The organism is Dechloromonas denitrificans (assembly GCF_020510685.1).
Taxonomy (GTDB): Bacteria; Pseudomonadota; Gammaproteobacteria; order Burkholderiales; family Rhodocyclaceae; genus Azonexus; species Azonexus denitrificans_A.
The window spans coordinates 2,857,076-2,883,311 of the sequence record NZ_CP075185.1 but is presented as its reverse complement, the minus strand read 5'-3'; the positions used below and the strand labels follow the sequence as shown (position 1 = coordinate 2,883,311).

Genomic DNA, 26,236 nt, shown 5'->3' with positions numbered 1-26,236 from the left:
ACGCCGGCAGTCATCTCCTTGTGCAGGGGCTGATCGGCCAGCCCGTTAAAGCCTCACCGGCCGGGGCGGGCCGGCGGGGTCTGGCTCAGGCGTTGGGCAGGGCAGCGTGGGCTTTTTCGTATTCCTTGAGCAAACGCTGGTGCAGCTCGCAGCCTTCAAGATTCAGGCCGGGCGATTGCAGGCCGAAGAAACGCTGGTCGCCGTCGATCAGATCGGTCGCCAGGTCCAGCGTTTCGTCGCCGTACAGACCGACCAGGGCGGCTTCGTAGGCGTCCGGATCGTCCAGTTCAAGCAGGGTTTCGATGCAGCGGTAGGTACGGCGACGGGCAGCGTCGAGCTGCTCGAACTGGCCTACCCATTCGCAGCCTTCACGCACCGCGTCCATGTCGCCGGCGGCCAGGGCGAGCATGGTCTTTAGTTCGCCGACGCGGAGATCGGCCCACAGCGAGCCGGCATCCGGGGCGAGGCCGATCAGCGCGGCGACCGGGCGTTCATCGGTGATGTTCAGCTCGTTCAAGGTGTCGAGCAGATCGCCGCATTCATCGTCGCTCAGCTCGGCGAGGTGCAGGATGGCCGGGCGGACGATGGCGCCGTTGCTGTTGTTTTCCCATTCCAGGTCGTCGATCGGGTAGATCTCCGACATCCCGGGGACCAGGATGCGGCAGGCGTAGACGCCGAGATGGTCGAAGTCGGCGACGTAGATGTCATGGCCGTCGGCCTGGATGCATTCGCACAGCCAGGCGTAGTCGTCGGTGGTCCGGCCGTTTTCCAGATCGTTGAAGTTCCAGTCGACGAACTCGAAATCCGGCGTCTCATTGAAGAAGTTCCAGTGCACGATGCCGCTCGAATCGACGAAGTGGATTTCGATATTCGGCGCGCTGGCCACTTCGTCGAGGTCGAATCCGGGCGGTGGGAAGCCGTCGAGCGCTTCGAGGGCGCGGCCCTGCAGCAGTTCGGTGAGAGCGCGTTCGAGGGCGATTTCAAAGCGCGGATGGGCGCCGAAGCTGGCGAAAACGCCCTGGTCGTGCGGGTTGAGCATGGTCACGCACATCACCGGGTACTGGCCGCCGAGCGAGGCGTCCTTGACCAGGATGCCGAAGCCGGCGGCACGCAGGCCGGTAATGCCGGCGGCGATGCCCGGATAGCGGGCGATGACTTCTTCCTGCACGTCCGGCAGGCACAGGCCTTCGCCGATCACCTTGAACTTGACGTGGCGTTCGAGAATTTCCGACAGCGCCTGGGCGCGCGCCTCGGCCGGGGTATTGCCGGCCGACATGCCATTGCTGACATACAGGTTGCTGATGATATTGACCGGGAAAAAGACCTCGGCGGCGTCGCTCTGGCGGATATAGGGAATGGCGCAGATGCCGCGCTCGAAATTGCCGGAATTGATGTCGACCAGCATTTCGGCCGGGATGCCGTTATCCGGGTTGTAGAAGGCCTGCAGTTCCGGGGTCAGCAATTCGGCCGGCCAGGCGGTGTCGGCATCGCCCTGGGCGAGGGCAAACCAGCGTTCGCGCGGGTAGTGGGTGAAGGCGCGCTGGGCGATCGCTTCGCCGAGATAGTAATGGTTCCAGAAGTAATTGCAGGACAGCCGCTCGAAAAACTCGCCGAGTGCGCTGGCTTGCGCCGCCAGTTTGCTGGCCCCCTTGCCGTTGGTGAACATCAGGTGACAGGCGCGATTGCGCACATGCACCGACCACACGTTATCGACCGGGTTCAGCCATGAGCATTCCTCGATATCGAAACCGCGTGCTGCCAGTTTGGCCTGCATCGAGGAAATGGAGTGTTCGAGGGAGGCATCTTTGCCCGGAATAAAGTGTTCGGTTTGCATCGGGCGTCCTGCCAAAGGGGGAAACGGTTAGGCAGCGGTGATGCTGCGGCAGGCAGTGTACGTCAACGCACCCCGAAGGCTGTGCAAAATTGTGACGGGCGCCGGGTTATCGTTTCGGCACTTGAGATGAGCCGGCTTGATCGGGCTTGAAAACGGCGCAGTCACGGTCGAGGCGATATTCGGTGCCAGTTAGGCATCTACTTCGCCTTTCGCCGATAGGCCCCAGGTGGGCTGCCGGTCCATTTCTTGAAGGCACGGTGAAAAGTCGTCGGGTCGTCGAAGCCGATCTGGTTACCAATCAGGGCAACCGGCATCCTGGTTTTGGTCAGGCGCTGAATAGCCACATCCCGCCGCAGCTCATCCTTGATCGCCTGGAAGCTGGTGCCTTCTTCACCGAGGCGGCGGGAGAGCGTGCGCAGGGAAAAGTGAAGCGCCTTGGCCACGTCCTCAATGCCGCTTGTCTGATCCAGCCTCTTCTCGAGGAATTCGCGGACCCGGTGGCTGACGATGCGTTCGGCAAAGGAAACGAACATCCAATCGGCCGGGGCGCGGGCGAGAAATTCGCTCAGCGAGTGCTTGTCCTGGCGGATGGGGGTTTGCAGCTGGCTGCTTTCGAAATACAGGGCGGTCAGCGGTTGATCGAAATAGGCCGGTCCGGGATAAAGGAAAACGTATTCCGAGACGTGCGCCGGGCGCGAGTAGGTGAAATCGATGCGGGCCAGCGGCATCTTCCGACCCGAAAGCCAGGAGGCAATGCCGTGTACCAGTTTGAGCATCATTTCCTGGGCAAAGAAGTTGTTGGCTGTCTCGACGGTTTTGGGAATCAGCGCTATCTGTACCAGGTTGTCCTTGTTGTCGAGCTCGAACGCAAGATCGTCGAGGATGAGGCGAAAGAACTGCGTATATCGATACAGCGCAGCAATCAGATTGGCCGATTCGAGCATGCTCAGGCACAGGAACTTCAACGTGCCGCCACGCAGCGGCCGCGAAAACATGCCGGGCGTTTCGTCGTCAATCTCTCTGGCCAGCAAGCGGTAAAGGCTGGCGAACTGGTCGGTTGTGACCCGGGCGCTGCTTTCTTCGAGCAAGTCCGGGGCGATGCCGACGCGGTGGATATAAGCCTCGCGTTGCTGTGCCTCAAGCGGGATGCCGCTCAGCAGATTCCGGATGAACTGGATGGGAACAGTGGTTGAAGACTTGCTCATGGTGTTCCTGGCGGCAATGTTTGTGTCAGCTCGGGGGTGGAACAATTTTTGGCCGATTGTGCAATGTTTTCGGCGTGACCGGCAAGCGCGCCATTTTTATGGTTAGTACAATCAGTTTCGCAATCAGTCATCGAAGTGCGGAAAATTTTGAGGTTTCTGGCAAGCAGTAAGGAGGAGGTCGGCGTGAAGACGAATTTATCCAATCTGATATCGGAATTGTCCGGGCCAGCAAAGTGCGGTGCGGCAGCATCGACGAGACCTGCGAGAAGGAAATCGAAGTAATGTACGGAAAGAGCGAGCTGGCCAATGCTTGACGGCACGATTCTGATTCGTCGGGAGGGGGGCATTGCAACGCTGACCCTCAACCGCCCGGCAAGCCGCAACCTGCTTGACATGGAGATGGCGCTGGCCCTGCGCGCCGGCCTCGACGAAGTGGCGATCGACGCCTCGGTGCGGGCCGTGGTAGTGCAGGCGGCCGGTAAGCACTTCATGGTCGGGGGCGATGTGAATTGGTTTCACGGGCTGCTTGATGCCGCGCCGAGCGAGCGCCGGACCCAGCTCAACCGGATGATCGACGAGGTGCACGGTGCCATCGGCCGTATCCGCAACATGGACAAGCCGGTATTGGCCGCCGTGCGGGGTGCCGTAGCCGGCTTTGGCTTTTCGCTGATCGCGGCCTGTGACCTGGTGGTGGCTGACCGGACTGCCTTTTTCACGCTGGCCTACAGTGGCCTGGGGGCCTCGCCGGATGGCGGCTCGACGTATAGCCTGCCGCGCCTGCTCGGGCCGAAGCGGGCCATGGAAATGGCCCTGCTCAATGAGCGCATGGATGCCGCCAAGGCTCAAGAGGTCGGCCTGATCAACCGCGTCGTCGAGGCCGCTGAACTCGATGCCGTGGTGGCCGAACTATCCACTCGCCTGGCCGCCGGGCCGACGCTCGCCTTTGCCCGAACCAAACACCTGATCAACGAATCCCTGGAACACAGCCTGACCGACCAGTTGCAGGCGGAAGAGCGGGGTTTTCTCGAATCCTCGCTGACCGGGGATTTTGCCGAAGGCGTGCGGGCCTTCGTGGAGAAGCGTATGCCTGAATTCCACGGGCGCTAGGCCCGTTCGCCCCTTTGCCGCTGCCGACGGGCAGTCCGGCAAATTTTCACGTACCGCTGATACGCGACCCTGATGCGGTCATCGGGTTCTTTTTGCCCAAAATTTCGGAGAAACACTGATGGACTTTTCGCTCACTGAAGAGCAACGCATGATCCAGGATCTGGCCCGCGAGTTCGCCGATCGCGAAATCGCGCCGCCGGCGGCCCAGGCTGATGTGGACAAGGCTTTTCCGCTGGCCGTCCAGCAAAAGGCGCTGGAACTGGGTTTGCTGAACATTGGCCTACCCACCGAATACGGCGGTGCCGGCCTCGGGTGTCTGGAGGTTGCCTTGGTCACCGAGCAATTTTGCCGTGCCTGCCTGGGAATCGGTACGACGCTGTGCATCAATGCCCTGGCTGCCGAGCCGATCCTGCTGGCCGGCAACGACGCGCAGAAGCGTACCTATTTCTCCCGCTTGGTGGCTGGCGAATTCGCCAGCTTTGCGCTGACCGAGCCGGGGGCCGGGTCCGATTCCGCGGCGATTCGTACCGCGGCGAAACGGGTGGCGGGCGGGTACCAACTATCCGGTAGCAAGATCTGGATTTCCAACGCCTCGCTGGCTAGCTTTATGGTGGTTTTTGCCAAGACCGATCCGGCGGCCGGGCACAAGGGAATCAGCGCCTTCATCGTTGAGCGCCAGTCGGCCGGCCTTTCCGTCGGCGAACCGCTGGGCAAGCTGGGCCAGCGCGCGGCGCCGAGCTGTGAGGTGTTTTTCGATCAAGTCTTTGTGCCGGAAGCCAACCGCCTCGGTGCTGAGGGCGAAGGTTTCTCGATCGCCATGCGCACCTTCGACCAGTCGCGGCCGATGGTGGCGGCCTTCGGTCTCGGCCTGACCCAGCGTTGCATTGATGAGTCGCTGGCCTATGCCTGCGAACGCCAGTCGATGGGCAAGCGCCTGATCGACCATCAGGTCATCGCCCATCGTCTGGCCGACATGCGCATCCGTCTCGAAGCTTCACGCCTGCTGACCTACCAGTCGGCCTGGCTGGCCGACCAGGGCTTGCGCAATACCGCCCAGGCCTCGATCGCCAAGGCCTTCACCTCGGATGCCGCGATGTGGGTGGCGACCGAGGCGGTCCAGATTTTTGGCGGCATGGGCTACAGCACCGAGTACCCCGTCGAGAAACTGTTTCGCGATGCCAAGGTGTTGCAGATCTACGAGGGCACTAGCGAAATTCAACGCAACATCATCGCCCGAGACATGGAACGGGCCTGAGCCGGTTTCCCCCTATTCATTGCAAAGGAAGCAAGATGCAGAACTCTCTAGATCCAGTCATCCTGGCCGCGGTCCGTACCCCCTTCGGGCGCCGCAACGGCGCTTTCCGCCAAACCCGTTCCGACGAACTGCTGGCCGGGATCGTCAGTGAAGCCGTGCGGCGTTCCGGCGTGCCGGTCGCCGGTATTGCCGATGTGATTGCGGGCTGCGTTAGCCAGGCTGGCGAACAGGGCGCCAACATCGCCCGCCAGGCCGTGCTGCTGGCTGGCCTGCCGGCCGAGATTCCCGGGGTCAGCCTGAACCGGATGTGCGGCTCCAGCCAGTATGCCGTGCATGCGGCCGCCCAGTCGATTTTGGCGGGCGACGCCGAGTTTGCTGTCGGTTGCGGCGTCGAGAACATGAGCCGGGTACCGATGTTTCTCGACCTGACGCTGGGCAAAGGCGACTTCAAGGGCTTTGACAACCTGCACCCCGGCATCATGGCCCGGTTCGCCATTCCGCATCAGGTCGAGAGCGCCGAACTGATCGGCGACCACTGGCAGATCAGCCGCAGCGAGTGCGACGAATTTGCCAGGGAGAGTCATCGGCGCGCTCACGCTGCCCGATTGGCCGGCGTGCACCAGGAAATTGTGCCGACGGCAGGTGTCGACAAGGAAGGCAACGCGATCACCCTCGATTACGACGAAGGCGTGCGGCCGGTGATCGACGTCGACAAGATGTCGGCCATGGCGCCCGTCTTCCGTACGCCTGAAACGGGTGTCGTGACGGCCGCCAACGCCAGCCAGATGTCCGATGGCGCGGCCGCCATCGTGCTGGGCAGCGCCGCGGCCGCAGCGCGCCTGGGCCTCAAGCCGAAGGCCCGCTTCAGGGCGCGGGTGGTGGTCGGTTCCGACCCGGTGCTGCAACTGACTGGCGTCATCCCGGCCACTCATCTGGCACTGAAAAAAGCCGGGCTGAGCATTGCCGATCTGGACTGGATCGAGGTCAATGAAGCCTTCGCCACCGTCGCCATTGCCTGGGTACGGGAGTTTTCGCCGGACATGGAAAAGTTCAATCCCTGGGGCGGCGCGATTGCCCACGGTCATCCGCTGGGTAGCACCGGGGCCGGCCTGATGGCCAAAATGCTCAGCGGCCTGGAGTCGCGTGACGGTCGTTTCGGCCTGCAGGTGATGTGCATCGGCCATGGCATGGCTACTGCCACCATTATCGAACGTATGGCCTGAGGGCCAGGGCCTTAACCACGAATTCGGAAGGAATGATCATGCCAAACACCTTAGCGCCGGAAATCAAACAGACTATTCGCAACACGCTGGGCGATGCACTGCAGCGCGCCGTTCGTCGCTCGCCGAACAAGGAGGCGCTGATCTTCGGGCAGCGCCGCTGGACCTACCAGGAGCTCGCCGTCGCCGCCAATCGCGTGGCGAATGGCCTGCTTGCCGCGGGCTTGCAAGCGGGTGATCGCGTCGCCGCCTACGGCAAGAACTCGGATGCCTACGTGCTGCTCTGGCTGGCCTGCAACCGGGCCGGCCTGATTCATGTGCCGATCAACTACGCGCTGACCGAAGGGGAACTGAAATATATTCTCGATCAGTCCGGGGCCAAGGCCGTGTTCCACGATGTGGCCATTGCCGAGCATGTCATGCATCTGAAGCCCGCCTTGCAATGCACGCTGTACGGCACGTTTTACGACGGCAATGAACTTGATGTTTTGGCTATGGCGGAACGGCGGGGTGGGGAGCAGCTGCCGGATGTCGCGATTGACGAGAATGCCGTCGCCCAGATTCTCTATACCTCCGGCACGACCGCCAACCCGAAGGGGGCGATGATGACCCATCGGGCCTTGCTCGCCGAATACGCCAGCGCCATCGTCGCCGTCGAAATTACTGCGACGGATCGCTCGCTGGCCTCGCTGCCGCTCTATCACTCGGCCCAGATGCACGTCTTCCTGATGCCGCAGCTGCTGATGGGGGCGACCACGCTGATCATTCAGGCGCCGTTGCCGGAGGTGTGTTTCGATACCATCGTTCGCGAAGGCATCACCTCCTTCTTTGCTCCGCCGACGGTGTGGATTTCGCTGCTCCGTCATCCGGGCTTCGATCGCCACGACCTGTCCAGCCTGCGCAAGGGCTATTACGGTGCTTCGATCATGCCGGTGCCGGTTCTCGAAGAACTACGCAGCCGCCTGAGTTCGCTACGGGTTTTCAATTGCTACGGACAAAGCGAAATCGCTCCGCTGGCGACGGTGCTTTCCCCCGAGGATCACCTGATTGCGCCGGCCTCGGCCGGGCGGCCGATCCTGAATGTCGAGACCCGGGTGGTCAATGAACAGATGGAGGAGATGCCGGTCGGGGAAATGGGCGAGATTGTCCATCGCACGCCGCAAGCCATGATCGGCTACTGGGACAAACCCGAGCAGACGGCCGAGGCCTTTCAGGGCGGCTGGTTCCACTCCGGCGATGTCGGCTATTTCGATGCAAACGGCTTCCTGTTCATCTGCGACCGCATCAAGGATGTGATCAACACCGGCGGGGTGGTCGTTTCCAGCCGCGAGGTCGAGGAGTGCCTGTACACCCATCCGGCCGTTGCCGAAGTCGCCGTCATCGCCTTGCCTGATGCGAAGTGGGTCGAGGTGGTGAGCGCGGTGGTCAGCCTGAAGGCCGGCGCCAGCGTCACGGAAGAGGAGTTGATCAACTTCGCGAAGGGCAAGATCGCGCCGTTCAAGGTGCCCAAGTACATCTTTTTCAAGCAGGAATTGCCGCGCAACACGGCCGGCAAGTTGCTCAAGCGCGAATTGCGTCGGGAATTCGCCGGCTAGTCCGGTCTGGTCGTCCCTAACAAACGAGGAATGCCGCCCGACAGGCGGCCTGAATCTCAGGAGTAAGTCATGTTTACAGGGCAATGCATCAAGCTCAGTCGTCTGGATGGCGACATCGCCCAGCTCGTTTTCGATCGTCAGGGCGAGACCATCAACAAGCTGGATCGCACCACGCTACTCGAGTTGGCGCGCGTGGTTGCGCTGCTGGCCGCCGATTCGAGCATTCGTGGCGTGCTGGTCTCCAGCGCCAAGGATAAATTCATTGTCGGTGCCGATATCAAGGAATTCGGCGAACTGTTTTCCCGCGACGATTCAGAACTGGATGCCCACATGAAATGGGCTAACCGGATATTTTGCGACTTCGAGGATTTGCCTGTGCCCAGCGTGGTGGCGATCAATGGCATGGCGCTCGGCGGTGGCCTGGAGTTTGCGCTGAGCGGAACCCTGCGGATGATGGCCGATGATGCGCTGATCGGCCTGCCCGAGGTCAGTCTTGGCCTGTTCCCCGGCTATGGGGGAACGGTGCGCCTCTCTCGTCTCGCGGGCGCCGAAGTGGCGGTCGACTGGATCGTCAGTGGCAAACCGCGGCGGGCAGCCGAGGCCCTGGCTGGCGGGGTGGTTGATGCGGTCAGTCCGGCCGATCTGCTGCTGGCGCAAGCAGCGGAACTATTGCGGCAAGCGATTTCCGGTGAAATCGATGCCGATGCCTGCCGGCGGAAGAAACTGGGTGCGCTGCCCGGGGACAAGGCGAGCCGGGATGCCATTTTTTCCCAGGCCCTGGCCAGACTGTCAAAGTCTATCGGACAGCACCAGCCAGCCGCCCGGATGGCCGTTGAAGCCCTGGCGCAGGGGGCCGACTGCGTTCGGGATGGTGCGCTGGACTACGAACGGCAGGCATTGATTCGGGTCGCCAAGACACAGGCGGCCGATGCGATGATCCAGGCTTTTCACAATCAGCAGGCCTTGAAAAAGCTGTTCAACCGGCATCGGGCCAATGCCCGGCCAGTCAAGGCCGCTGCCGTGCTGGGCGCCGGGATCATGGGGGGCGGCATCGCCTACACCAGTGCCAGTAAAGGCGTGCCGGTTCGTCTTAAGGATATCTCTCAGGGGCAGCTGGATCTGGGGATCGCCGAAGCCAGCAAGCAGATCGGGCGCCAGATCAAAAGTGGCCGACTGAGCGAGGACAAGGGGCAGAAGGTGCTGGCGTCGATCCTGCCGCAACTGGATTACGCCGGCTTTGCCGATCGCGATGTCGTCGTCGAGGCGGTCGTCGAGAACCTGAAGATCAAACATGCCGTACTGGCTGAGCTGGAAACGGTGGTTGGGCCGAACACCATCATCGCCTCCAATACCTCGAGTCTGCGCATCGACGAGATTGCCGCGCCGCTGCAACGGCCGGAGAGTTTCGTCGGCATGCATTTTTTCAACCCCGTACCGGTCATGGCGCTGGTCGAGATCATCAAGGGCAGCCGGACCAGTGAGGTCGCGGTGTCTACCGCCGTCGATTACGCCGTGAGCATGGGCAAGACGCCGATCGTCGTGCAGGATTGCCCCGGCTTTCTGGTGAATCGAATCCTGACGCCCTATGTGCGCGCCTTCATCGATCTGGTGGCCGATGGCGTCGATTTTGTCCGCATTGACCGGGTCATGGAGGACTTCGGCTGGCCGATGGGGCCGGCCTACTTGATGGACGTCGTCGGGATCGATACCGGCTGCCATGTCTTCGACGTGATCTCGGCCGGCTATCCGGAGCATATGCCGAAGCAGGAGCGCAACGCGCTGGCGGTGATGGTGGCCAACAAGCGTTACGGGCAAAAGAACGGTATCGGCTTCTACCGTTATGAGAACGATCCAAACGGCAAGCCGAAGAAAACGGTGGCCGAGGACAGTTACCAACTGCTGAAGTCGATTCAGTCAGCTCAGCCGAAAGAAGTTTCAGATCAGGAAATCAGCGAACGGATGATGCTCAGTTCCATCCTGGAGGCTGCCCGGGCGCTTGAGGGTGGCGTGGTGGCGACGGCCGGGGAACTGGATGTGGCGATGCTGCTCGGCATCGGCTATCCGCCATATCTCGGCGGGCCGCTGAAATACGTGGACTGGCTTGGTCTGCCAAAAATCGTCGAACTTGGCGAGAAATATGCTCATCTCGGGCCGCAATATCGCGTCACCGAGAAAATTCGTCAGATGGCGGCCGGCGGAGTGAGGTTTTACGGATGAGCGAATAAGCGGTCATTCGGCTTCAAATGAAAAAAGCGGGGATGGCCTTGTGGTGGCCATCCCCGCTTTTTTATGCAGCAACCGGAATCAATGCCGGTTCTGGATTTCCTCGATGTAGCCGAGCATCCCGGTATGGATGTTGCCGGCGTTGCCTTCGTCGGTGTCGATGTGCATGGCCAGGCGGAAATTGGGATTCACCCGAACCACAACATCGCCGAAGATCAGCTCGCGCTCGCCTTCGACGCGGACGCGGACGACATAGTTGTCGCGCACCCGGAAACGCATCGCATCTTCCGGCGACATGTGGATGTGGCGCTGGGCGCAGACCACGCCGCGCTCGATGGTGGTGCTGCCGTACGGGCCTTCGAGCGTGATGCCGGGCGTCCCGGCAAGGTCGCCGGACTGGCGGATCGGCGGCTGGATGCCGAGCTTGAACTGCTCGGTCATGGCGATCTCGACCTGGGTTTCCTTGCGTGTCGGACCGAGCACGCGGACCTTGGCGATGCGCCCCTTGGGACCGACCAGATGGACCTGTTCCTCGCAGGCGAATTGCCCCGGCTGCGACAGCTCATGCATCGGGGTCAGCTGGTGGCCGGGGCCGAACAGCGCCTCGACGTCGGCCTGTGCCAGATGCACGTGGTGGGCCGAGATTTCGACCGGAATGGCCGGCGTTTCCTCGGCCCTGGCTTCCAGTAGCAACTGGTTGCGTTCGATGGCGCGTAGCGCCTCCCAGGCGACCAGGCGTTCGTCGTCGTTGGTGACGACGAGGATGGTGACCGGCGAATCGTCGGCCGAAATGATGGCGTGCGAGCCCAGTTTGCCGAGATTGCGGTTCTTTTCCTCGTCGAGCTTGATACCCATGTAGCCGAGGCCCTGGCAGGCCAGGCTGCGCACCGTGGCGCTGCTTTCGCCGATGTCACCGGTAAAGGCCAGGACATCGATGCCGCCCATCGCCGCGACGTAGGCGCCGATGTTCTTGCGCACCTGGTAACAGAAGGCCTTGTGGGCGAGTAGGGCGCGGTGATGGCCGTCCTCGGCCGCCGCCTCGATTTCCTGGATGTTGCTGGAAATCCCGGAAATGCCCTTGAGGCCGCTTTCGGTGTTGATCAGCGTCGAGAGCTGTTCCGGCGACATCTGGTGCTTGTCCATCAGGTGGATCATCACCGCCGGATCGATGCTGCCGGAACGGCTGGGCATGATCAGGCCGTCGGTCGGCGTCATGCCCATCGTCGTGTCGATCGAACGGCCGTGGTCGATGGCGCACAGCGAGGCGCCGATGCCGAGATGGCAGGAAACGATCTCCAGTTCGCCAAGCGGGCGTTTGAGGACTTCCGCCGACTTCAGCGAAACATAGCGGTGCGAGGTGCCGTGGAAGCCGTAACGGCGGATGCCGTGCTGCTTGTAGAGGTCGTAGGGCAAGCCGTAGAGGTAGGCGTAGGGCGCAAGCGTCTGGTGGAAGGCGGTATCGAACACGGCAACCTGCGGCACGCCCGGGAAATGCTTGAGGGCGACGCGGATACCGGCGACGTTTTCGGGATTGTGCAGGGGGGCGAAGACCGAGAGTTCCTCGATTTCGGCAATCACCGCCGGCGTGATGACGACTGAACTGGAAAAACGGTTGCCGCCATGCACGACGCGGTGGCCGATGGCGGTGACTTCTTCCGGATGGAAGGTGAAGGCGTCGCCGAGCAGGGCGGTCGCTTCGCGCATCACCGAGAACAGTTCGGACAGCTTGAAGGGAGCGTGTTCCAGGGTTTTCTGCTGGGGTCCGACGCTGACCGTGATATGGGCGAATTCCTTGTCGGCGTTATCGATGATGCCGTGGATGTCGGCGCCGCTCTCCTGCGTGTCGTAGATGCCGAAATGAATCTGGCTGATCCCGACATTGAGGACGACGATCTTGCCCGGCGTATTGGTGTTCAGCGACAGCGCGTAGGGATCGTCGGACTTGGCGACGGCGCGGGCCTGGGCGGTGACCAGATCGACCGACATGGCGCGCGTCCGGTCGGCCAGTTGGCGGGAGAGATAGCCGACCGCCTTCGGGTTGGTCAGGATGTGGCTGTTGAAGACCTCCTGCGGAATCATCAGCACGAAGCAGCGGTTGCCGGCGATCACGTCGGCGACAATGCGGTCGCCGGTGAGCAGCGACATCACGCCGAAGACGTCGCCGGACTCCAGCTGACTGATCACGGCCCGGGTGCCGGTGTTGTCGGTCATCGAAATCTCGGCGTGGCCGCTGATCATCACGCCGATGAACTTGCCCTCGTCGCCGGTTTCCAGAATGGCCTCGTTGCCTTCGTAGGTGGCGAGCCGGGACTTGATGACGATTTCCTCGACCTGGTCGGCCGGGAAGTTTTCGAACAGGCGTACCTGCTCAAGGAAAAAACGTTTCAGATCGATTTCGCTCATGCTCGCCTCGCTTGAATTCAATATATTTATCAAGCAACAGACTATCACTTTGCTGCGGTGCAGCAAAGGCCTCCCATGGAAAGTGCTAATCGTCCGGAAAGCCCGGTTTCCGGTTGATCTCGGTCGAAGCCCGCAGCTTTCGATAAACTGTCACTGTTTTCTGCCAGAATCCGTCTTTCAAACAACACCCGCCACTTTGGATTTGCCATGACCTACAAAGTTTTTGTCGACGGCCAGGAAGGTACGACCGGCCTGCAGATCAACGAATACCTCGCCAAACGTCCCGATGTTTCGCTGCTCAAAATCGCGTCGGACAAGCGCAAGGACCTCGCCGAGCGCAAGCGCCTGATCAACGAATCCGACGTCACCTTCCTGTGTTTGCCGGACGATGCGGCCAAGGAATCGGTGACCCTGGTCGACAATCCCGATACCTGCATCATCGATGCTTCGACCGCCCATCGGATCAATCCGGACTGGGTCTTCGGCCTGCCCGAACTGGCGCCGCAGCAGCGCGACAAAATCCGTCAGTCGAAGCGCATCGCCAACCCCGGTTGCCATGCCTCGGCCTTCATCCTGGCGCTCAAGCCGCTGGTTGCTGCCGGCCTGCTGCCGGCCGCGACGCAGATTGCCGCCAATTCGATCACCGGCTACTCCGGCGGCGGCAAGAAGATGATCGAGGACTACCAGAGCCCGGCCCGCATCGACGCCCCGCGGCCCTACGCCCTCGGCCTGGCCCACAAGCACCTGCCGGAAATGGCCGCCTACACCGGCTTGACCGTCGCGCCGATCTTTCAGCCGATCGTCGGACCGTTCTACAAGGGCTTGGCCCTGACGGCCTTCATCCATCCGCAGCAATTCACCCGGCCCGCCTCGCCGGCCGACGTCCAGAAACTGCTCGCCGACTATTACGCCGGTGAGCAGTTCATCCGCATTCTGCCGGTCGATCTCGAGGGCAATACCGACGGCGGGTTTTTCAATGTCGAAGCCTGTAACGACACCAACCGCGTCGATATCTGCGTCTTCGGCAACGCCGAGCGGATGCTGCTGGTCGCCCGCCTCGACAACCTCGGCAAAGGCGCCTCGGGCGCTGCCGTGCAGGCGATGAACGTCCATCTCGGCGTCGAGGAAAGCCTCGGGCTGGTCTGATATCCGGTCGTTAGCCAACAAAAAACCGCCAGTCCGGCGGTTTTTTGTTGCCTGCTGCCTGAGTGCTCCGGCGCCTCAGTTCCGGCGCTGTCGCGGGGCGATCCATTCGAACAGCGTGGCGTAGAGCATTTCGGGGCTGACTGGCTTGCTGATGAAGTCATCCATGCCGGCGTCGATGCATTTCAGTTTGTCTTCGGCGAAGGCATTGGCGGTCATCGCCAGAATCGGCGTTGCGTTGCAGTTTTCCAGCCGGCGGATGCGGCGGGTTGCTTCCAGCCCATCCATATTGGGCATTTGCATATCCATCAGGATCAGGTCGTAGTCGTTCGCCGCGGCCAGCTTCACCGCTTCGACGCCATCTTCCGCACAATCGACCCGCCAGTCGATGTCGGCCAGCATTTCTTGCGTGACTTCCCGGTTCACCGGCTCATCCTCGGCCAGCAGAACGCGCTTGCCCGGATAATCCTGTTTCAATCGACTTTCGATCGCATCGGGGATGAAGCGATCGCTCTGGGTGGTGGCTGAGGTACCTTTCTTGAGCCGGACACTGAACCAGAAGGTGCTGCCCTGGCCTGGCGCACTCTCGCAGCCGGCATCGCCGCCCATCAGTCGGGCCAGGCGCTTGGTGATGGCCAGGCCGAGGCCGGTGCCGCCGTATTTTCGGGTGGTGCTGTTGTCGGCCTGCTCGAAGGCCGAGAACAATCTGGACAAGGTTTCCTGGGGCACGCCGATGCCGGTATCGGTCACCTCGAAGCGCAGCATCGCGCTATCGACATCTTCGGCCAGCAGCTTCACTTTCAGGCAGATACCGCCGGCATTGGTGAATTTGACGGCATTCATCGCGTAATTGAGCAGGGCTTGTTGCAGCCGCGTCGAGTCGCCCAGCAGGTTTTTCGGCAACAGCGGCAATTCGCTACTCAAATAGAGGCCTTTGGCCTGCGCCTCGTCATGCAGCATCGACGTCACATTGCCGAGTATCGATTCGACGCGAATCGCGGTTTCTTCGAGTTCGAACTTGCCGGCTTCGATTTTCGAGATGTCGAGGACAGCGTTGATGATATTGAGCAGGTGCTTGCCGGCGGCTTCCAGCTTGTCGAGCTGATCGAACTGCCGGGGCGTCAGACCGCCGCGGCGGATCATGTGGGCCATGCCGGTAATCGCATTGAGCGGGGTGCGGATTTCATGCGACATGTTGGCGAGGAAAGAGCTCTTCGCGACATTGGCCCCTTCGGCCACTTCCTTGGCTTGCGACAACTCGGCCGTGCGGGCCGCGACCAGTTGTTCGAGATGCAGCCGGTGGCGCATCAACTCCTCGGCATCGTGCTTGGCATCGGTAATGTCTTCCGAGATGCCGAGCAGGAATTCGGCCTTGCCCGCACTGTCGCGCAGGGCCAGTTTCTTGGTGTGCAGAATCCGTTGCTCGCCCTGCTGCGTGCAGATGAACTCCTCGGGAATATCAACCACTGCCGACGACAGCAGCGCCTCGCGATCCTTGGCGGTAAAGAAATCCGCCTGCTCCTCGGTGAAGATGTCATGGGCATTCTTGCCCAGCAGATCCTGCCGGCCGCAACCGAGCAATTGCTCGCCGGCCTTGTTGAACAGCACGAAGCTGAGATCCGAAGCCCGCTTCAGGAACAGCATGTTCGGAATGTTCTCGACAATCGAATTGAGCAGCCGGCTGGTCGCGCGGATTTCCTCTTCGTTGCTCCGATGCTGATTGAGCAGGGCGCCGACTTTTTCGGTCATCGAATTGATGCCGAGCTGGATTTGCCCGAGTTCGTCATTGACCGAAACCGGGATGCGGGCATCGAGGGCGCCGCCTTCCACCGCTTTCAAGACCGCCAGCGAGGCGGCGACACGCCGGGTGATCAGGCGCTGGGCGATGAGAACGATGGCCAGCGAGCTGAACAGCACGAACAAGGCCGAACCGAGTACGCCCCACAGCGTGACGGAGCGTTTCTGGGCATCGATTCCGGCGGTACTGACGGTGACCACGGTGGTGTAGATGTGCGAACGGGTCGAGTCGTTACGAATGCGCGATACGCTGGTCAGCTGATCGCCGTTGACCAGAAATTGCTGATCGGGTGCCGATTCAGTCAGCCACTGCGTGTCAAAGCCGGGAACGCCTGCCGCCAGCTGCCCGAGGTAGGCCGTGTCCGTTGCCACGATGACCCGGCCGTTTCGTCCGATGGCCATGCCGTGCCGGTAGGGGGCGGCGAGCAGTTCGCTCATCAGCGACTGACGCGAGATGGCGGTTACCGCCAATTCATCATTGCCGATCATCCGTCCGACGAGATGCAGGCGCGAGCGGAGGTTTTCGTCGGCAGCTGCGCCGTAGCGATCGATGTAGAACCAGCCGAGGGCACCGAAGGCGGCAACCTCGACACAAACCACCAGCATCGCAAGACGCGCGATCAGGCCGAGTCGGGTTTTTTTCATGGTGTGTAACGCGGCGTGTCGGCCGGCGACTCGAGTTGTGTAGTTTTCTCGCGCTCGAAGCGGACCTGTTCGGGCGGGACTTGGCCGAGTATTTCAATACCCAGTTCGGGGCGTGTCGCGTGCGGGTTCCAGCGGGCGATGTACACCGTTTGCTGGACGTGGTGGCTGACCGGATCCATGTAGGCGTCGTTGTTCTGCATGCCTTCGCTGGCCGTCCGCCGGTAGTTTTCAAGTTGCTGGATCAGCGCGCTGTTTTCGGTTGTTCCGGCACGTTCGATGGCGGTCAGCAGCGCCTTGGTCGCCAGATAGGCGGCATGGGTCACGTCGCCGGGATAGTTCAGCTTGGTATGGCCGTAGCGTTTCCGGTAGCGTGCGACGAATTCGGCGGTGCCCGGAGTGCGGAGGTTCCACGCCCAGGTCGTTCCAAACAGGGGACGCGGCGTTCCCGGAGCGGGATAGAGCTCCTCCCAATCGACCTCGCCGACGATCCACGATTGCCGTTCGAGGATCTGCGGGTCGATTTGGGCAAACAGCTTGATCTGGTTGTCGCCGCTGATGCTCGTCACCACCACGTCGGCCGGGATGGCGGCGACCCGTTTGAGGACGTCGAGCGGGTCCGGCAGGGCTTCCGGCGCCAGCACCTCGCCGACCACGGCGCCACCCGATTCGGTGATGTAGCGACGGGTCGCTTCGGCATTGCCGCGGCCCCAGGCGTTGTCCTCGGTCAACAACAGCACCCGTTTCGACTTTTTGTTTGCCAGGGCGTACTTGATCAGCGCCCGATAGAAATTTGCGCCGTGGGCATCGAAGACGAATTTCGTGCGGTGGGCATCCTCGACCGACTCGGAGGGTGCGGACGAATTGGTGTTGATGAAGAGCACGCCGTGTTTCTGACAGACGGCCGACATGCTGGCGGCGACACCGGAGCTGATCGCGCCGATCATGAAGCCAACTTTGGTCTGGGTGATCAGCTCTTCGGCGACGCGCGCCGATTGTTTGGCGTCGAGACTGGGGTCGCGCGAAAAAAGGACGATTTCGCGTCCGAGAACGCCGCCCCGGGCATTGAATTCGTCGATCGCCATTTCGGCGCCGCGGCGGTCCGCCTCGGCGTGCAGCGCGAAGCGCCCGGTGGTCGGCGCGACATGGGCAATAACGAGAGGCGCCGTTTTTTCCGCGGCGGCGGCAATGTTGATGCCGATAATCGCTGGCAGTTTGCCAGCTGCGCCGGGAAGCGATGTCGCGATCAAGCTGACCAATGCAAATGCCACCATCGATAGCTGCACACGACTTTTCATGACCGATTGTCTTCCCGCTGTTTCGTTAGAAGGGGATTTTAATTGTCGGCGCAGACATTAGCCATTTAATTGGCAGGGTTTTAACTATTTTCAACCGCCACCCGTTGTGTCTGACCTGCCGCAACGCTCCGCAGTCTGCGAAATGGATTGCTGCGGGCGGCGCGGGCTGCCGTGCATCAAGCAGCCAAATTGGCTGCTTGATGCCATTGGTATGGTCAGTGGCGAGGCAGAGTCGCCTCAGCCCTTGATGTGCAAACCGCACTCCTTGGACTCCGGATTTTCCCACCACCAGCGGCCGGAGCGGACGTCCTCGCCGGGCGAGATGGCACGCGAGCAGGGGGCGCAGCCGATGCTCGGGTAGAACTTGTCGTGCAACGCGTTGTAGGGCACGGCGTTCTGCTTGATGTAGGTCCACACTTCCTTTTCGCTCCACTCGGCGAGCGGGCTGAATTTTTCCAGGCCATTGCCTTCATCGTATTCGCGGGTCGCCAGATTGGTCCGGGTGGCAGCCTGCTCGGCGCGCAGGCCGGTGATCCAGGCCCGTTTGCCGGCCAGGGCGCGGCGCAGCGGTTCGACCTTGCGGGCGTAGCAGCAGGCCTTGCGTAGCGTTACCGACTCGTAAAAGGCATTGATGCCGTGATTGCGCACGTAGCTCTCGACTTCCTCGGCCTGCGGGAAGTAAACCTTCAGTTTGAGGCCGTAATGCTTGTGCACTTCCGCCATCAGGTCGTAGGTCTCCGGCGGCAGGCGGCCGGTATCGAGACTGAAGATTTCGATCGGCAGTTTGGCCTTGACGATCAGGTCGGTCAGCACCATGTCTTCGGCGCCGAGGCTGTTGGCGAAGGTGGCCGGCGACCAGTTGTCGGCAATCTCGGCGAGCAGCTTGCGGGCCGCCACCGTTTTGGCAGCGACGCTGGCGGTCAGTTCGGGGGTGATGTTGAGCAGGTTGGGGGTCATGGCAAGCTCAGGCGCGGCGGCGGAAACGGGGTTGCGGCTGGTCGGTCGAGGTCTGGTAAGCGTCGCTGAAGGTGGAAAAACCCTTGGCGATGGCCTGGACCGCGTTCTTGTCGCCCTTCAGGGCGTAGGCATCGAAACCGACGCGTTTCAGGAAGAACAGCTGGTCATGCAGCACATCGCCGACGGCGCGTAGTTCGCCTGCGTAGCGATAGCGCTGGCGCAACAGGCTGGCCGTCGAGTAGCCGCGGCCATCGACGAATTTCGGGAAGTCGATGGCAATGACGATGAAGTGGTCGAGGTCGCCGCCGATGTCTTCAAGCCGGTCGTCACCTTTCAGCAACAGGCCGATGCGCTTGTTGCCGGAAATGATCTCGGTCTTGCGGGCCAGCCACACGGCGGCCGGGAAAATCACGTCGCCGCTTGGCAGGGCGACGTTTTCCGGCGTTTCGTCGGGGCCGAGTTCCAGGGTTTGCCAGGTGTCGGCGGCAAGCGTGTTGTCTTTGATCAGTTGAGCCATCATGCGGCCTCCTTTTGTGCCGTTTTCGCCTTGCCGTGAGCGCGGCCTTCATAAACGCGGTTCTTGAACGGGTCGATGCCGATGCGATCGAAGGTGTCGAGGAAGCGCTCGTCGGGGTGACGGTTTTCGAGATAGACGCTGATGATCTTTTCGACGACGTCCGGCATTTCCTCGGCCGCGAAGGACGGGCCGATGACCTTGCCGAGCCTGGCGTCGTAACCCTGGCGGCCGCCCAGCGTGACCTGATAGAACTCGGCCTCGTTCTTGTCCACCCCGAGCACGCCGATATGGCCGACGTGGTGGTGACCGCAGGCGTTCATGCAGCCGGAGATGTTGAGGTCGATCTCGCCGATGTCGAACAGGTAGTCGAGATTGTCGAAGCGCGCCTGGATGGCATTGGCGATGGGAATCGACTTGGCGTTGGCGAGATCGCAGAAATCGCCACCCGGGCAGCAGATGATGGCGGTCAGCAGGCCGATGTTCGGGGTCGCCAGCCCGGCGCCCTTGGCGGCTTGCCAGACGGCGTGGAGATCGGATTTCCTGACGTCGGCCAGGATGACGTTCTGTTCGTGGCTGACGCGCAGCTCGCCGAAACTGTACTGGTCGGCGAGATCGGCGACGAGGTCCATCTGATCGGCGCTGATGTCGCCCGGCGCGGCGCCATGCTGCTTCAGCGACAGGGTTACGGCCACGTAGCCGGCGACCTGATGCGGATGGGTGTTGCGTTCGACCCAGCGGGCGAAGGCCTTGTCGTTCTCAATCTGATTGGCGAAGGCGCTGGCATCGACCTGACGGTCATAGGCCGGGGCGGTGAAATGGGCGGCGATGCGGTCGTATTCCGCCTGCGTCAGCGTCGCCGGGCCGTCCTTGATCTGCGCCCACTCGGTTTCGACCAACTGGGTAAAGGCGTCGACGCCGAGCGCCTGGACGAGAATCTTGATGCGCGCCTTGTAGGCATTGTCGCGGCGGCCAAAGCGGTTATAGACGCGGAGGATCGCTTCGCAATAGGTCAGGATGTGCTGCCAAGGCAGGAAGGGACGGACGATCTGGCCGCGGATCGGCGTCCGGCCAAGGCCGCCGCCGACGATGACGCGGAAACCGGTTTCGCCATCCTGCTGCTGCAGATGCAGGCCGATGTCGTGGAACCAGGTGACGGCCCGGTCTTCTTTGGTGCCGGAAATGGCGATCTTGAACTTGCGCGGCAGGAAGGCGAATTCCGGGTGGAAGGTGGTCCACTGGCGGAGGATTTCGGCGAGCGGCCGCGGGTCGATCACCTCGTCGGCGGCAACGCCGGCGAACTGGTCGGTGGTGATGTTGCGCAGGCAGTTGCCGGAAGTCTGGATGGCGTGCATCTCGACGTCGGCCAGGTGGCCGAGGATATCTGGGCAATCCTCGATTTTCGGCCAGTTGAACTGCATGTTGTGGCGCGTCGAGAAATGGCCATAACCCTTGTCGTAGGTGCGGGCAACAAAGGCCAGCTTGCGCAGCTGGGCGGTATTCATCATGCCGTAGGGCACGGCGATGCGCAGCATCGGCGCATGGCGCTGGACGTAGAGGCCGTTCTGCAGGCGCAGCGGGCGGAATTCGTCGCTGGTCAATTCGCCGCTTTGCCAGCGGCTGACCTGATCGCGGAATTGCTCGACACGCTCGGTGATCAGTTGGCGGTCGATGGCATCGTATTTGTACATGGAGTTTCCTTAAGCAACGATCAGCTTGCCGCCGATGAGAATGAGCATGGAGGCCAGCAAGCGGCGAAGAATATGTTCCGGCACCTTGGCAGACACCTGCGTGCCGAGCCAGATGCCGGGCAGCGAGCCAAGCAGCAGGCTGCCGAGCAGGGCCCAGTCGACGCCGCCCAGGGCCCAGTGGCCGAGGCCGGCGACCAGCGTCAGCGGTACGGCGTGCGCGACATCCGATCCGACAATCTTGACCGGCGATAGTTTCGGGTAGAGAAAGAACAGCGCGGCGACGCCGAGGGCGCCGGCACCGACCGACGAAATGGTGACCAGGACGCCGAGGGTAGCGCCGATGGCGATGGTGATCTTGCCAAGATAACGTTGGCGCAACGGCGAATCGTCATGTTGACTGGCGTAGCCGCGCAGTTTGCGGCCGAACAGAATGGCGATGGCGGTGAGCAGCAGTGCAAAACCGAGACCATTCGAGATGACTGCGCCGATCACGTTGCTGCCCTTGGGCAGTTGCGACAGTATCCACAACGTCAGGGCGGCGGCCGGGATGCTGCCGAGCGCCAGCCGGCCGGTGATGGCCCAGTCGATATGCCCCTTCCGGCCATGGGCGACAGTGCCGCCAGCTTTGGTCAGCGCCGCGTAAAGCAGGTCGGTGCCGACCGCGGTGGCCGGGTTGATGCCGAAGACCAGGACGAGCAGCGGCGTCATCAGCGAGCCGCCGCCAACACCGGTCAGGCCCACGATGGCGCCCACGGCAAAGCCGGAAAGGGTATATAAATAATCCATGGCGCGCATCGTATCAGCCACTATTTGAATCAAAAAGAATATTGGGTTAGATTGTTATATCTATCGGTTATTAAGTGCTGCCATGAAACTTCAGCAATTGCGTTACATCGTCGAGATCCAGCGTCAGGGATTGAATGTTTCGGAAGCCGCCGAAGCGCTGTATACCTCGCAGCCTGGTATTTCGAAGCAGGTCAGGCTGCTCGAGGATGAACTGGGCGTGGCCATCTTCGAACGCAGCGGCAAGCGCTTTACCGGCGTCACCGAACCGGGCAAGACGGTGCTGGCAATCGCCGAGCGCATCCTGCGCGAAGCCGAGAATCTCAAGCGGGCGAGTAGCGAGTTCGCCACCGGCGATAGCGGTCGCCTGGTCCTGGCGGCGACGCACACCCAGGCCCGCTATGCGCTGCCCATCGTGGTCCGTGATTTTGTCGCCCAGCATCCGACGGTCAAGCTGGAAATGCACCAGGGCAGCCCGACGCAGATCGCCGAATGGGTGGTGTCCGGCGAGGCGGATATCGGCATCGCCACGGAAGCGCTCGATCAGTATCCGCAACTGATCACGCTGCCGGTTCGCCAGTGGAGCCATTGCGTCATTGCGCCGGAAGGCCATCCGATTCTGCAAACGCTGCCGCTGTCGCTCAGCGAACTGGTCAAATGGCCGCTGATTACCTACGACACGGCTTTCACCGGGCGCTCGCGGATCAACCGGGCGTTCGAGCGCATCGGCACCGAACCCAATGTCGCGCTGACTGCGCTCGATGCCGACGTGATCAAGACCTACGTCACCCTTGGCCTCGGGCTGGGCATCATTTCGGCGCTGGCCTTCGATGCCCAGCGCGATACCGGGCTGGTTGCGATCGATGCGGCGCAACTGTTCGAATCGAATACCACCCGTCTCGCCTTGCGCCGGGGCAGCTATCTGCGCCGCTACGACTACGACCTGATCGCCCTGTTCGCCCCGCATCTGTCGCAGCATGTGGTCAAAGTGGCGATGCAAGGGGGGAGCGATGCATATGATCTATAACCTTTGGCGTATTCTCAGTGACACATTTCCCGTTTAATCTTCGCCGCCTATTCGGGAGATTTGCTGATGAATGCCGTACCAGACGAAAAGCAGTTGCAGAAGCTGTTGCAGGGCGTCGATATTCCGCCCTGTCCGGCGATCCTGGTTGAACTCGATGGCGAGCTGAAAAAGGATGCGCCCGATCAGCGCGAGATTGCACGCCTGATCAGCAAGGACGTGGCACTTTCCGGGCGCGTCATGCTGATTGCCAATTCGCCGGCCTTTTCGACCGGCCGCAAAATGGATTCGATCATTCAGGCGCTCAACGTGCTGGGCTCCCAGCAGCTATTCAATCTGGTGATTTCGCAGTTGCTCAAGGTCGCGCTGTCCGGCAAGCCCGATGTGCCGATGGACCGTTTCTGGGAGTCGTCGGCCCAGACGGCGCGCGTCTCGGCCGAACTGGCCAAGCGGTTGCGCTGCGTGCGTCCGGATATCGCCTATACCTTCGGCCTCTTCCACGATTGCGGCATTCCGCTGCTGATGAAGCGCTTTCCGCAAACCCGCGAAGTGCTGGCCGAAGCCAATGCATCCGAAGAACTGACGTTCACCGAAGTCGAAGAAAAACATCTGGGCACCAACCACACGATCGTCGGCTACTTTCTGGCCCGTCGCTGGCACTTGCCGAGCGATGTGGCCGAGGCCGTTCTGCACCATCACGATTACCCGATGCTGGCGCGCTCGGACACGATTTCGACTACGGCGCGGGCGGTGATCGCGGTCAACGTCCTGGCCGAGCACATCATCCGTCTGCATACCCAGGGCAAGGGCGAGGAGGAATGGGCCAAGGCCGGGCCGCATGCCTGCGAATTCCTCAATCTGTCACTTGCGACGGTCGACGACCTGATCGAGGATTTGCGCGACTGGCTGGGCTGATGGCTGCATGCGCGGCGCCGGGTCGCGCAGGATAAGGGAGGGCGTCGAGAACGGCGCCAGCTTTTCAAGGAAGTCGAGCAATTCGAGGACCGGCGAGTTGCGGAAGAATTTGGCGGCCGGCGTATCCATCCAGATGCGGTCGGCGTAGGCATAAAGCTCGTGCGGCTGGTCGCCGATGCCGTCGCCATCGCGGTCGAAGCCCTCGTAGCCATCCCAGCTGTTGCCCCACCAGACGTCGCTCATCGGGTCGCCGTCGGCGACGATGCTGACCGGCCACAAATTGCTGCGGAAGGTGTTGCCGATGGCGATGTGACTGCCCCTGACGCCGTAGAAATAAATGCCGGTGACGTTGTGGGCGATCAGGTTGTTGACGAAGGTCATCCGGTTGATCGGATTGGTTGACGAGTCGGTCATGATGCCGTGCGCGCAATGAACGATCTCGTTGCCGTCGATCAGGGCTGCCGAGATCTCCTTCAGGGCGATGCCGGCGCCGGCCGGGTCCATCGCATGGATGATCAGGTTGCGGCGGATGATCAAGCCATCCGAGTTCAGCGCAACGATCCCGGTCGAATTGTCCTCGAAGCGGTTGCCCTCGATCAGGCTGCGGTGGGCAAACAGCAGGTTGAGCGCCCGCCGGCTGTTCTTGACGGTATTGCCGACGAAGCGATTGCGCGGGGCGTTGCTCACCGTGATGTCGCGAATCTGCGCGATATCGTTCTGTTCGATACGGTTGCCGGTGCTGTACCAGAGGCGCAGGCCATCGCCGCGGTCGGCTGAAGGCCCCGGCCGGGAGCGGATGCGGTTGCGGCGCACGATGCTGTCGTTGGTCTTGTGCAGCGAGATGCCGAACAGCACGTCCTCAATGACGTTATTCTCGATCAGCAGTTCGTTGCCTTCGGCCATCAGGCCGCCGTCCAGCTTGTCATGCGAGTCGCCGCTGTTGCGCAGGGTCAGGCCGCGCAAGGTGACGCGGTCGGCCTTGACGGTGAGCACAGTGCCGTGGCCGCCGGCGTCGATGATGACCTTGCCGTCGCCGTCCAGCGTGATCGGCTTGCTGATCACTGCCGGTCCCTGGTAAGTGCCGGGCGGCAGACGGATGACGGCGCCCGGCAGGGCGGTATCGAGCCAGGGCTGCAGGGCTTGGGCGGCTTGCCCGGGCAGGGCGAAGCAAAGACAGGCGAGAGTGAGCAGGCGAAGGATCGTCATCGAACCCGGATTGTCGCGCTGACGGATGTCAATTGACGTTCACCTGCATCAAGTTTTGCGACAATTCGGTTCGCTTATTCCCAATGTTCGGTGACTTCGCTGGCCCAGGCGGTGGCCGAGAGCAGGGCACGGTTGACGGCATGGGGTTCGAGGCCGGCGGCGAGGGCGGTGCTTTCCATTCGCGCCAGGTCGAAGGCATCGCTGGCTTCGGCCACGGCGAGCAGATCGGCAAAGGGGCCGCGGCGTTCGAGCAGCGCGGCGCGCACGTCCTCGGACAGCGGCATGTCGTTGAGCAGCTCAGCCAGCGGACGGTGCAGCAGGCGATCGAGACAGGAGAAGATGCCAGTCAGGAAGAGCGGATCCTTGGCCTTGCCGGGCATCAGCTGTGCGCCGAGAACTTCCATCAGGCGGCCACGGGTGAGGGCGCTTTCGACCAGCAGCCAGTCGCCGAAATTCGGTTCGCGGACCGAAAAGAGCAGCACGGAAAGCCAGCGGGTCAGCCGCTGCCGGCCGAGGATGATCAGGGCCTGGCCGAGCGAGTCGATGCGGTGGTCGAGGCCGAGGGCCGCCGAATTCAGATAGCGCAGGATGCGGAAGGTGAGCAGCGGGTCCTGCTTCATCGCCTCGGCGATTTCCGCCGTTTCGGCATCGCCCTGGACCAGGCGCAGCAGATGCAGCAACTGGACCTTGTGCGGGTCGGCGCCGACTTCGTTGGGGCGCTGGATGCTTGCTGCGGCAAAGCGGCCGTGGAAATAATCGAAATGCGTTTGATGGCAGAACCGATGGTCGTCCAGCGTTTCGATGTTGCCGCCGAACAGATGTACCGGGTGCGTCTTCTCGCTGGCCCGGAAGGCCGAGGAGAAATCGCGGATGGCGCCGGCTTCGCTGCTGCCGACGTCGACCACGCCATAATCGGCGAGCAGGATGCTTTGCGTGAAAGCGGGATTTTTCGGCTGACGGAAGATGCCGATCGCCAAACCGCGCTGGCGCAGCGTTTCCAGGCGGGCGCCGAGCGATTCGGCGTCGGCGTCGGGAGCCAGCTGGATGAGCAGGACAAGATTGCTTGTCTTCAGGTTGTCCACGGCCGGCAGTTCAAGACTGGCCGAGTTCAGCGGAATGAAGGCCAGGCTGGTGTTCCAGGCTTCCGGGCTGGCATTCAGCGTGGCCAGCAGACTCTGATCGAATTGCCGCTGCCGCTCGCTGTCGGCATTGGCCTGGAGCATCGAATCCTGCAGGAAAAAGAGATGGCCGGCGAGGCGATTCTTGCGGTCGAAGACGGCTTCCCGGCAGAGAAAGGTCGCCGCCATCGCCGGCGCTTCCGCCTCGGGTTCGTGGTGCTCGCGCTCGGCCCTGGCCGGCGTCTGGCCGATCTCTTCCTTCTGGCCGCCAAACAGTTTTTTCAGGCTGCTGAACAAGGTGCTCTC

At 62.0% G+C, this 26,236-nt stretch carries 20 protein-coding genes; 8 read left to right on the top strand and 12 right to left on the bottom strand.

Annotated elements, in window-relative coordinates; genetic code table 11:
* Positions 1-85 precede the first annotated feature (85 nt).
* The 3 genes from ycaO to KI611_RS13770 all read right to left on the bottom strand — a co-directional run bounded on the left by ycaO (position 86) and on the right by KI611_RS13770 (position 3,359).
* The gene (gene ycaO / locus KI611_RS13780) at positions 86-1,834 is read right to left on the bottom strand and encodes a 30S ribosomal protein S12 methylthiotransferase accessory factor YcaO (protein ID WP_226416232.1); all 1,749 of its coding nucleotides are present in this window, start codon (positions 1,832-1,834) and stop codon (positions 86-88) included.
* A gap of 197 nt (positions 1,835-2,031) precedes the next feature.
* On the bottom strand, positions 2,032-3,039 hold the full coding sequence (locus KI611_RS13775) for an AraC family transcriptional regulator (RefSeq protein ID WP_226416231.1): 1,008 nt from the start codon (positions 3,037-3,039) through the stop codon (positions 2,032-2,034).
* Complete coding sequence (locus KI611_RS13770; RefSeq protein WP_226416230.1) at positions 3,036-3,359, bottom strand: hypothetical protein; 324 nt, start codon at positions 3,357-3,359, stop codon at positions 3,036-3,038. The genes KI611_RS13775 and KI611_RS13770 overlap by 4 nt, the downstream gene beginning before the upstream one ends.
* On the opposite strand from KI611_RS13770, the gene KI611_RS13765 reads away from it, so the two are divergent.
* From KI611_RS13765 to fadB, 5 genes are all read left to right on the top strand, one after another.
* Positions 3,346-4,146, top strand: a complete 801-nt coding sequence (locus KI611_RS13765) for an enoyl-CoA hydratase/isomerase family protein (protein ID WP_226416229.1) — start codon at positions 3,346-3,348, stop codon at positions 4,144-4,146. The two genes, KI611_RS13770 and KI611_RS13765, sit on opposite strands and share 14 nt — an antisense overlap.
* Positions 4,147-4,264: 118 nt before the next feature.
* Complete coding sequence (locus tag KI611_RS13760) at positions 4,265-5,401, top strand: acyl-CoA dehydrogenase family protein (protein WP_226416228.1); 1,137 nt, start codon at positions 4,265-4,267, stop codon at positions 5,399-5,401.
* Positions 5,402-5,436: 35 nt separating this feature from the next.
* On the top strand, positions 5,437-6,624 hold the full coding sequence (locus tag KI611_RS13755; RefSeq protein ID WP_226416227.1) for a thiolase family protein: 1,188 nt from the start codon (positions 5,437-5,439) through the stop codon (positions 6,622-6,624).
* A 38-nt stretch (positions 6,625-6,662) separates the two neighbouring features.
* Positions 6,663-8,216, top strand: a complete 1,554-nt coding sequence (locus tag KI611_RS13750; RefSeq protein ID WP_226416226.1) for an acyl-CoA synthetase — start codon at positions 6,663-6,665, stop codon at positions 8,214-8,216.
* A 69-nt stretch (positions 8,217-8,285) separates the two neighbouring features.
* Positions 8,286-10,433, top strand: coding sequence for a fatty acid oxidation complex subunit alpha FadB (gene fadB, locus KI611_RS13745; protein ID WP_226416225.1), 2,148 nt, complete (start codon positions 8,286-8,288; stop codon positions 10,431-10,433).
* Positions 10,434-10,520: 87 nt separating this feature from the next.
* Here the strand turns inward: fadB and KI611_RS13740 are convergent, their stop codons facing one another.
* Positions 10,521-12,842: an acetate/propionate family kinase gene (locus tag KI611_RS13740; protein WP_226416224.1), complete on the bottom strand. Its 2,322-nt coding sequence runs from the start codon at positions 12,840-12,842 to the stop codon at positions 10,521-10,523.
* A gap of 207 nt (positions 12,843-13,049) precedes the next feature.
* Between KI611_RS13740 and argC the strand changes: the two genes are divergently transcribed.
* Positions 13,050-13,988, top strand: a complete 939-nt coding sequence (gene argC, locus KI611_RS13735; RefSeq protein ID WP_226416223.1) for an N-acetyl-gamma-glutamyl-phosphate reductase — start codon at positions 13,050-13,052, stop codon at positions 13,986-13,988.
* A gap of 75 nt (positions 13,989-14,063) precedes the next feature.
* On the opposite strand, the gene KI611_RS13730 is transcribed toward argC, so the two are convergent.
* From KI611_RS13730 to KI611_RS13705, 6 genes are all read right to left on the bottom strand, one after another.
* On the bottom strand, positions 14,064-16,427 hold the full coding sequence (locus tag KI611_RS13730) for a response regulator (protein WP_226416222.1): 2,364 nt from the start codon (positions 16,425-16,427) through the stop codon (positions 14,064-14,066).
* Positions 16,424-17,722, bottom strand: coding sequence for an ABC transporter substrate-binding protein (locus KI611_RS13725; RefSeq protein WP_226416221.1), 1,299 nt, complete (start codon positions 17,720-17,722; stop codon positions 16,424-16,426). The genes KI611_RS13730 and KI611_RS13725 overlap by 4 nt, the downstream gene beginning before the upstream one ends.
* Before the next feature lie 237 nt (positions 17,723-17,959).
* Positions 17,960-18,679 carry a phosphoadenylyl-sulfate reductase gene (locus KI611_RS13720; protein WP_226416220.1) on the bottom strand — a complete coding sequence of 240 codons (720 nt, stop codon included), beginning with the start codon at positions 18,677-18,679 and terminating at the stop codon, positions 17,960-17,962.
* 7 nt (positions 18,680-18,686) lie between these two features.
* Positions 18,687-19,199: a DUF934 domain-containing protein gene (locus KI611_RS13715; protein WP_226416219.1), complete on the bottom strand. Its 513-nt coding sequence runs from the start codon at positions 19,197-19,199 to the stop codon at positions 18,687-18,689.
* Positions 19,196-20,884, bottom strand: a complete 1,689-nt coding sequence (locus tag KI611_RS13710; protein ID WP_226416218.1) for a nitrite/sulfite reductase — start codon at positions 20,882-20,884, stop codon at positions 19,196-19,198. Before KI611_RS13710 ends, KI611_RS13715 begins: the two co-directional genes overlap by 4 nt.
* Before the next feature lie 9 nt (positions 20,885-20,893).
* Positions 20,894-21,670, bottom strand: coding sequence for a sulfite exporter TauE/SafE family protein (locus KI611_RS13705; RefSeq protein ID WP_226416217.1), 777 nt, complete (start codon positions 21,668-21,670; stop codon positions 20,894-20,896).
* Between the two features lie 82 nt (positions 21,671-21,752).
* Here KI611_RS13705 and KI611_RS13700 point away from each other — a divergent pair, with 82 nt between their 5' ends.
* Together KI611_RS13700 and KI611_RS13695 are read left to right on the top strand one after the other, a co-directional pair.
* Positions 21,753-22,694, top strand: coding sequence for a CysB family HTH-type transcriptional regulator (locus KI611_RS13700; RefSeq protein WP_226416216.1), 942 nt, complete (start codon positions 21,753-21,755; stop codon positions 22,692-22,694).
* 66 nt (positions 22,695-22,760) lie between these two features.
* Positions 22,761-23,606, top strand: a complete 846-nt coding sequence (locus KI611_RS13695) for an HDOD domain-containing protein (protein ID WP_226416215.1) — start codon at positions 22,761-22,763, stop codon at positions 23,604-23,606.
* On the opposite strand, the gene nosD is transcribed toward KI611_RS13695, so the two are convergent.
* On the bottom strand, positions 23,553-24,812 hold the full coding sequence (nosD, locus tag KI611_RS13690; protein ID WP_226416214.1) for a nitrous oxide reductase family maturation protein NosD: 1,260 nt from the start codon (positions 24,810-24,812) through the stop codon (positions 23,553-23,555). The genes KI611_RS13695 and nosD overlap by 54 nt on opposite strands.
* Before the next feature lie 74 nt (positions 24,813-24,886).
* The gene (locus tag KI611_RS13685) at positions 24,887-26,227 is read right to left on the bottom strand and encodes an EAL and HDOD domain-containing protein (protein WP_226416213.1); all 1,341 of its coding nucleotides are present in this window, start codon (positions 26,225-26,227) and stop codon (positions 24,887-24,889) included.
* Positions 26,228-26,236: the final 9 nt, after the last annotated feature.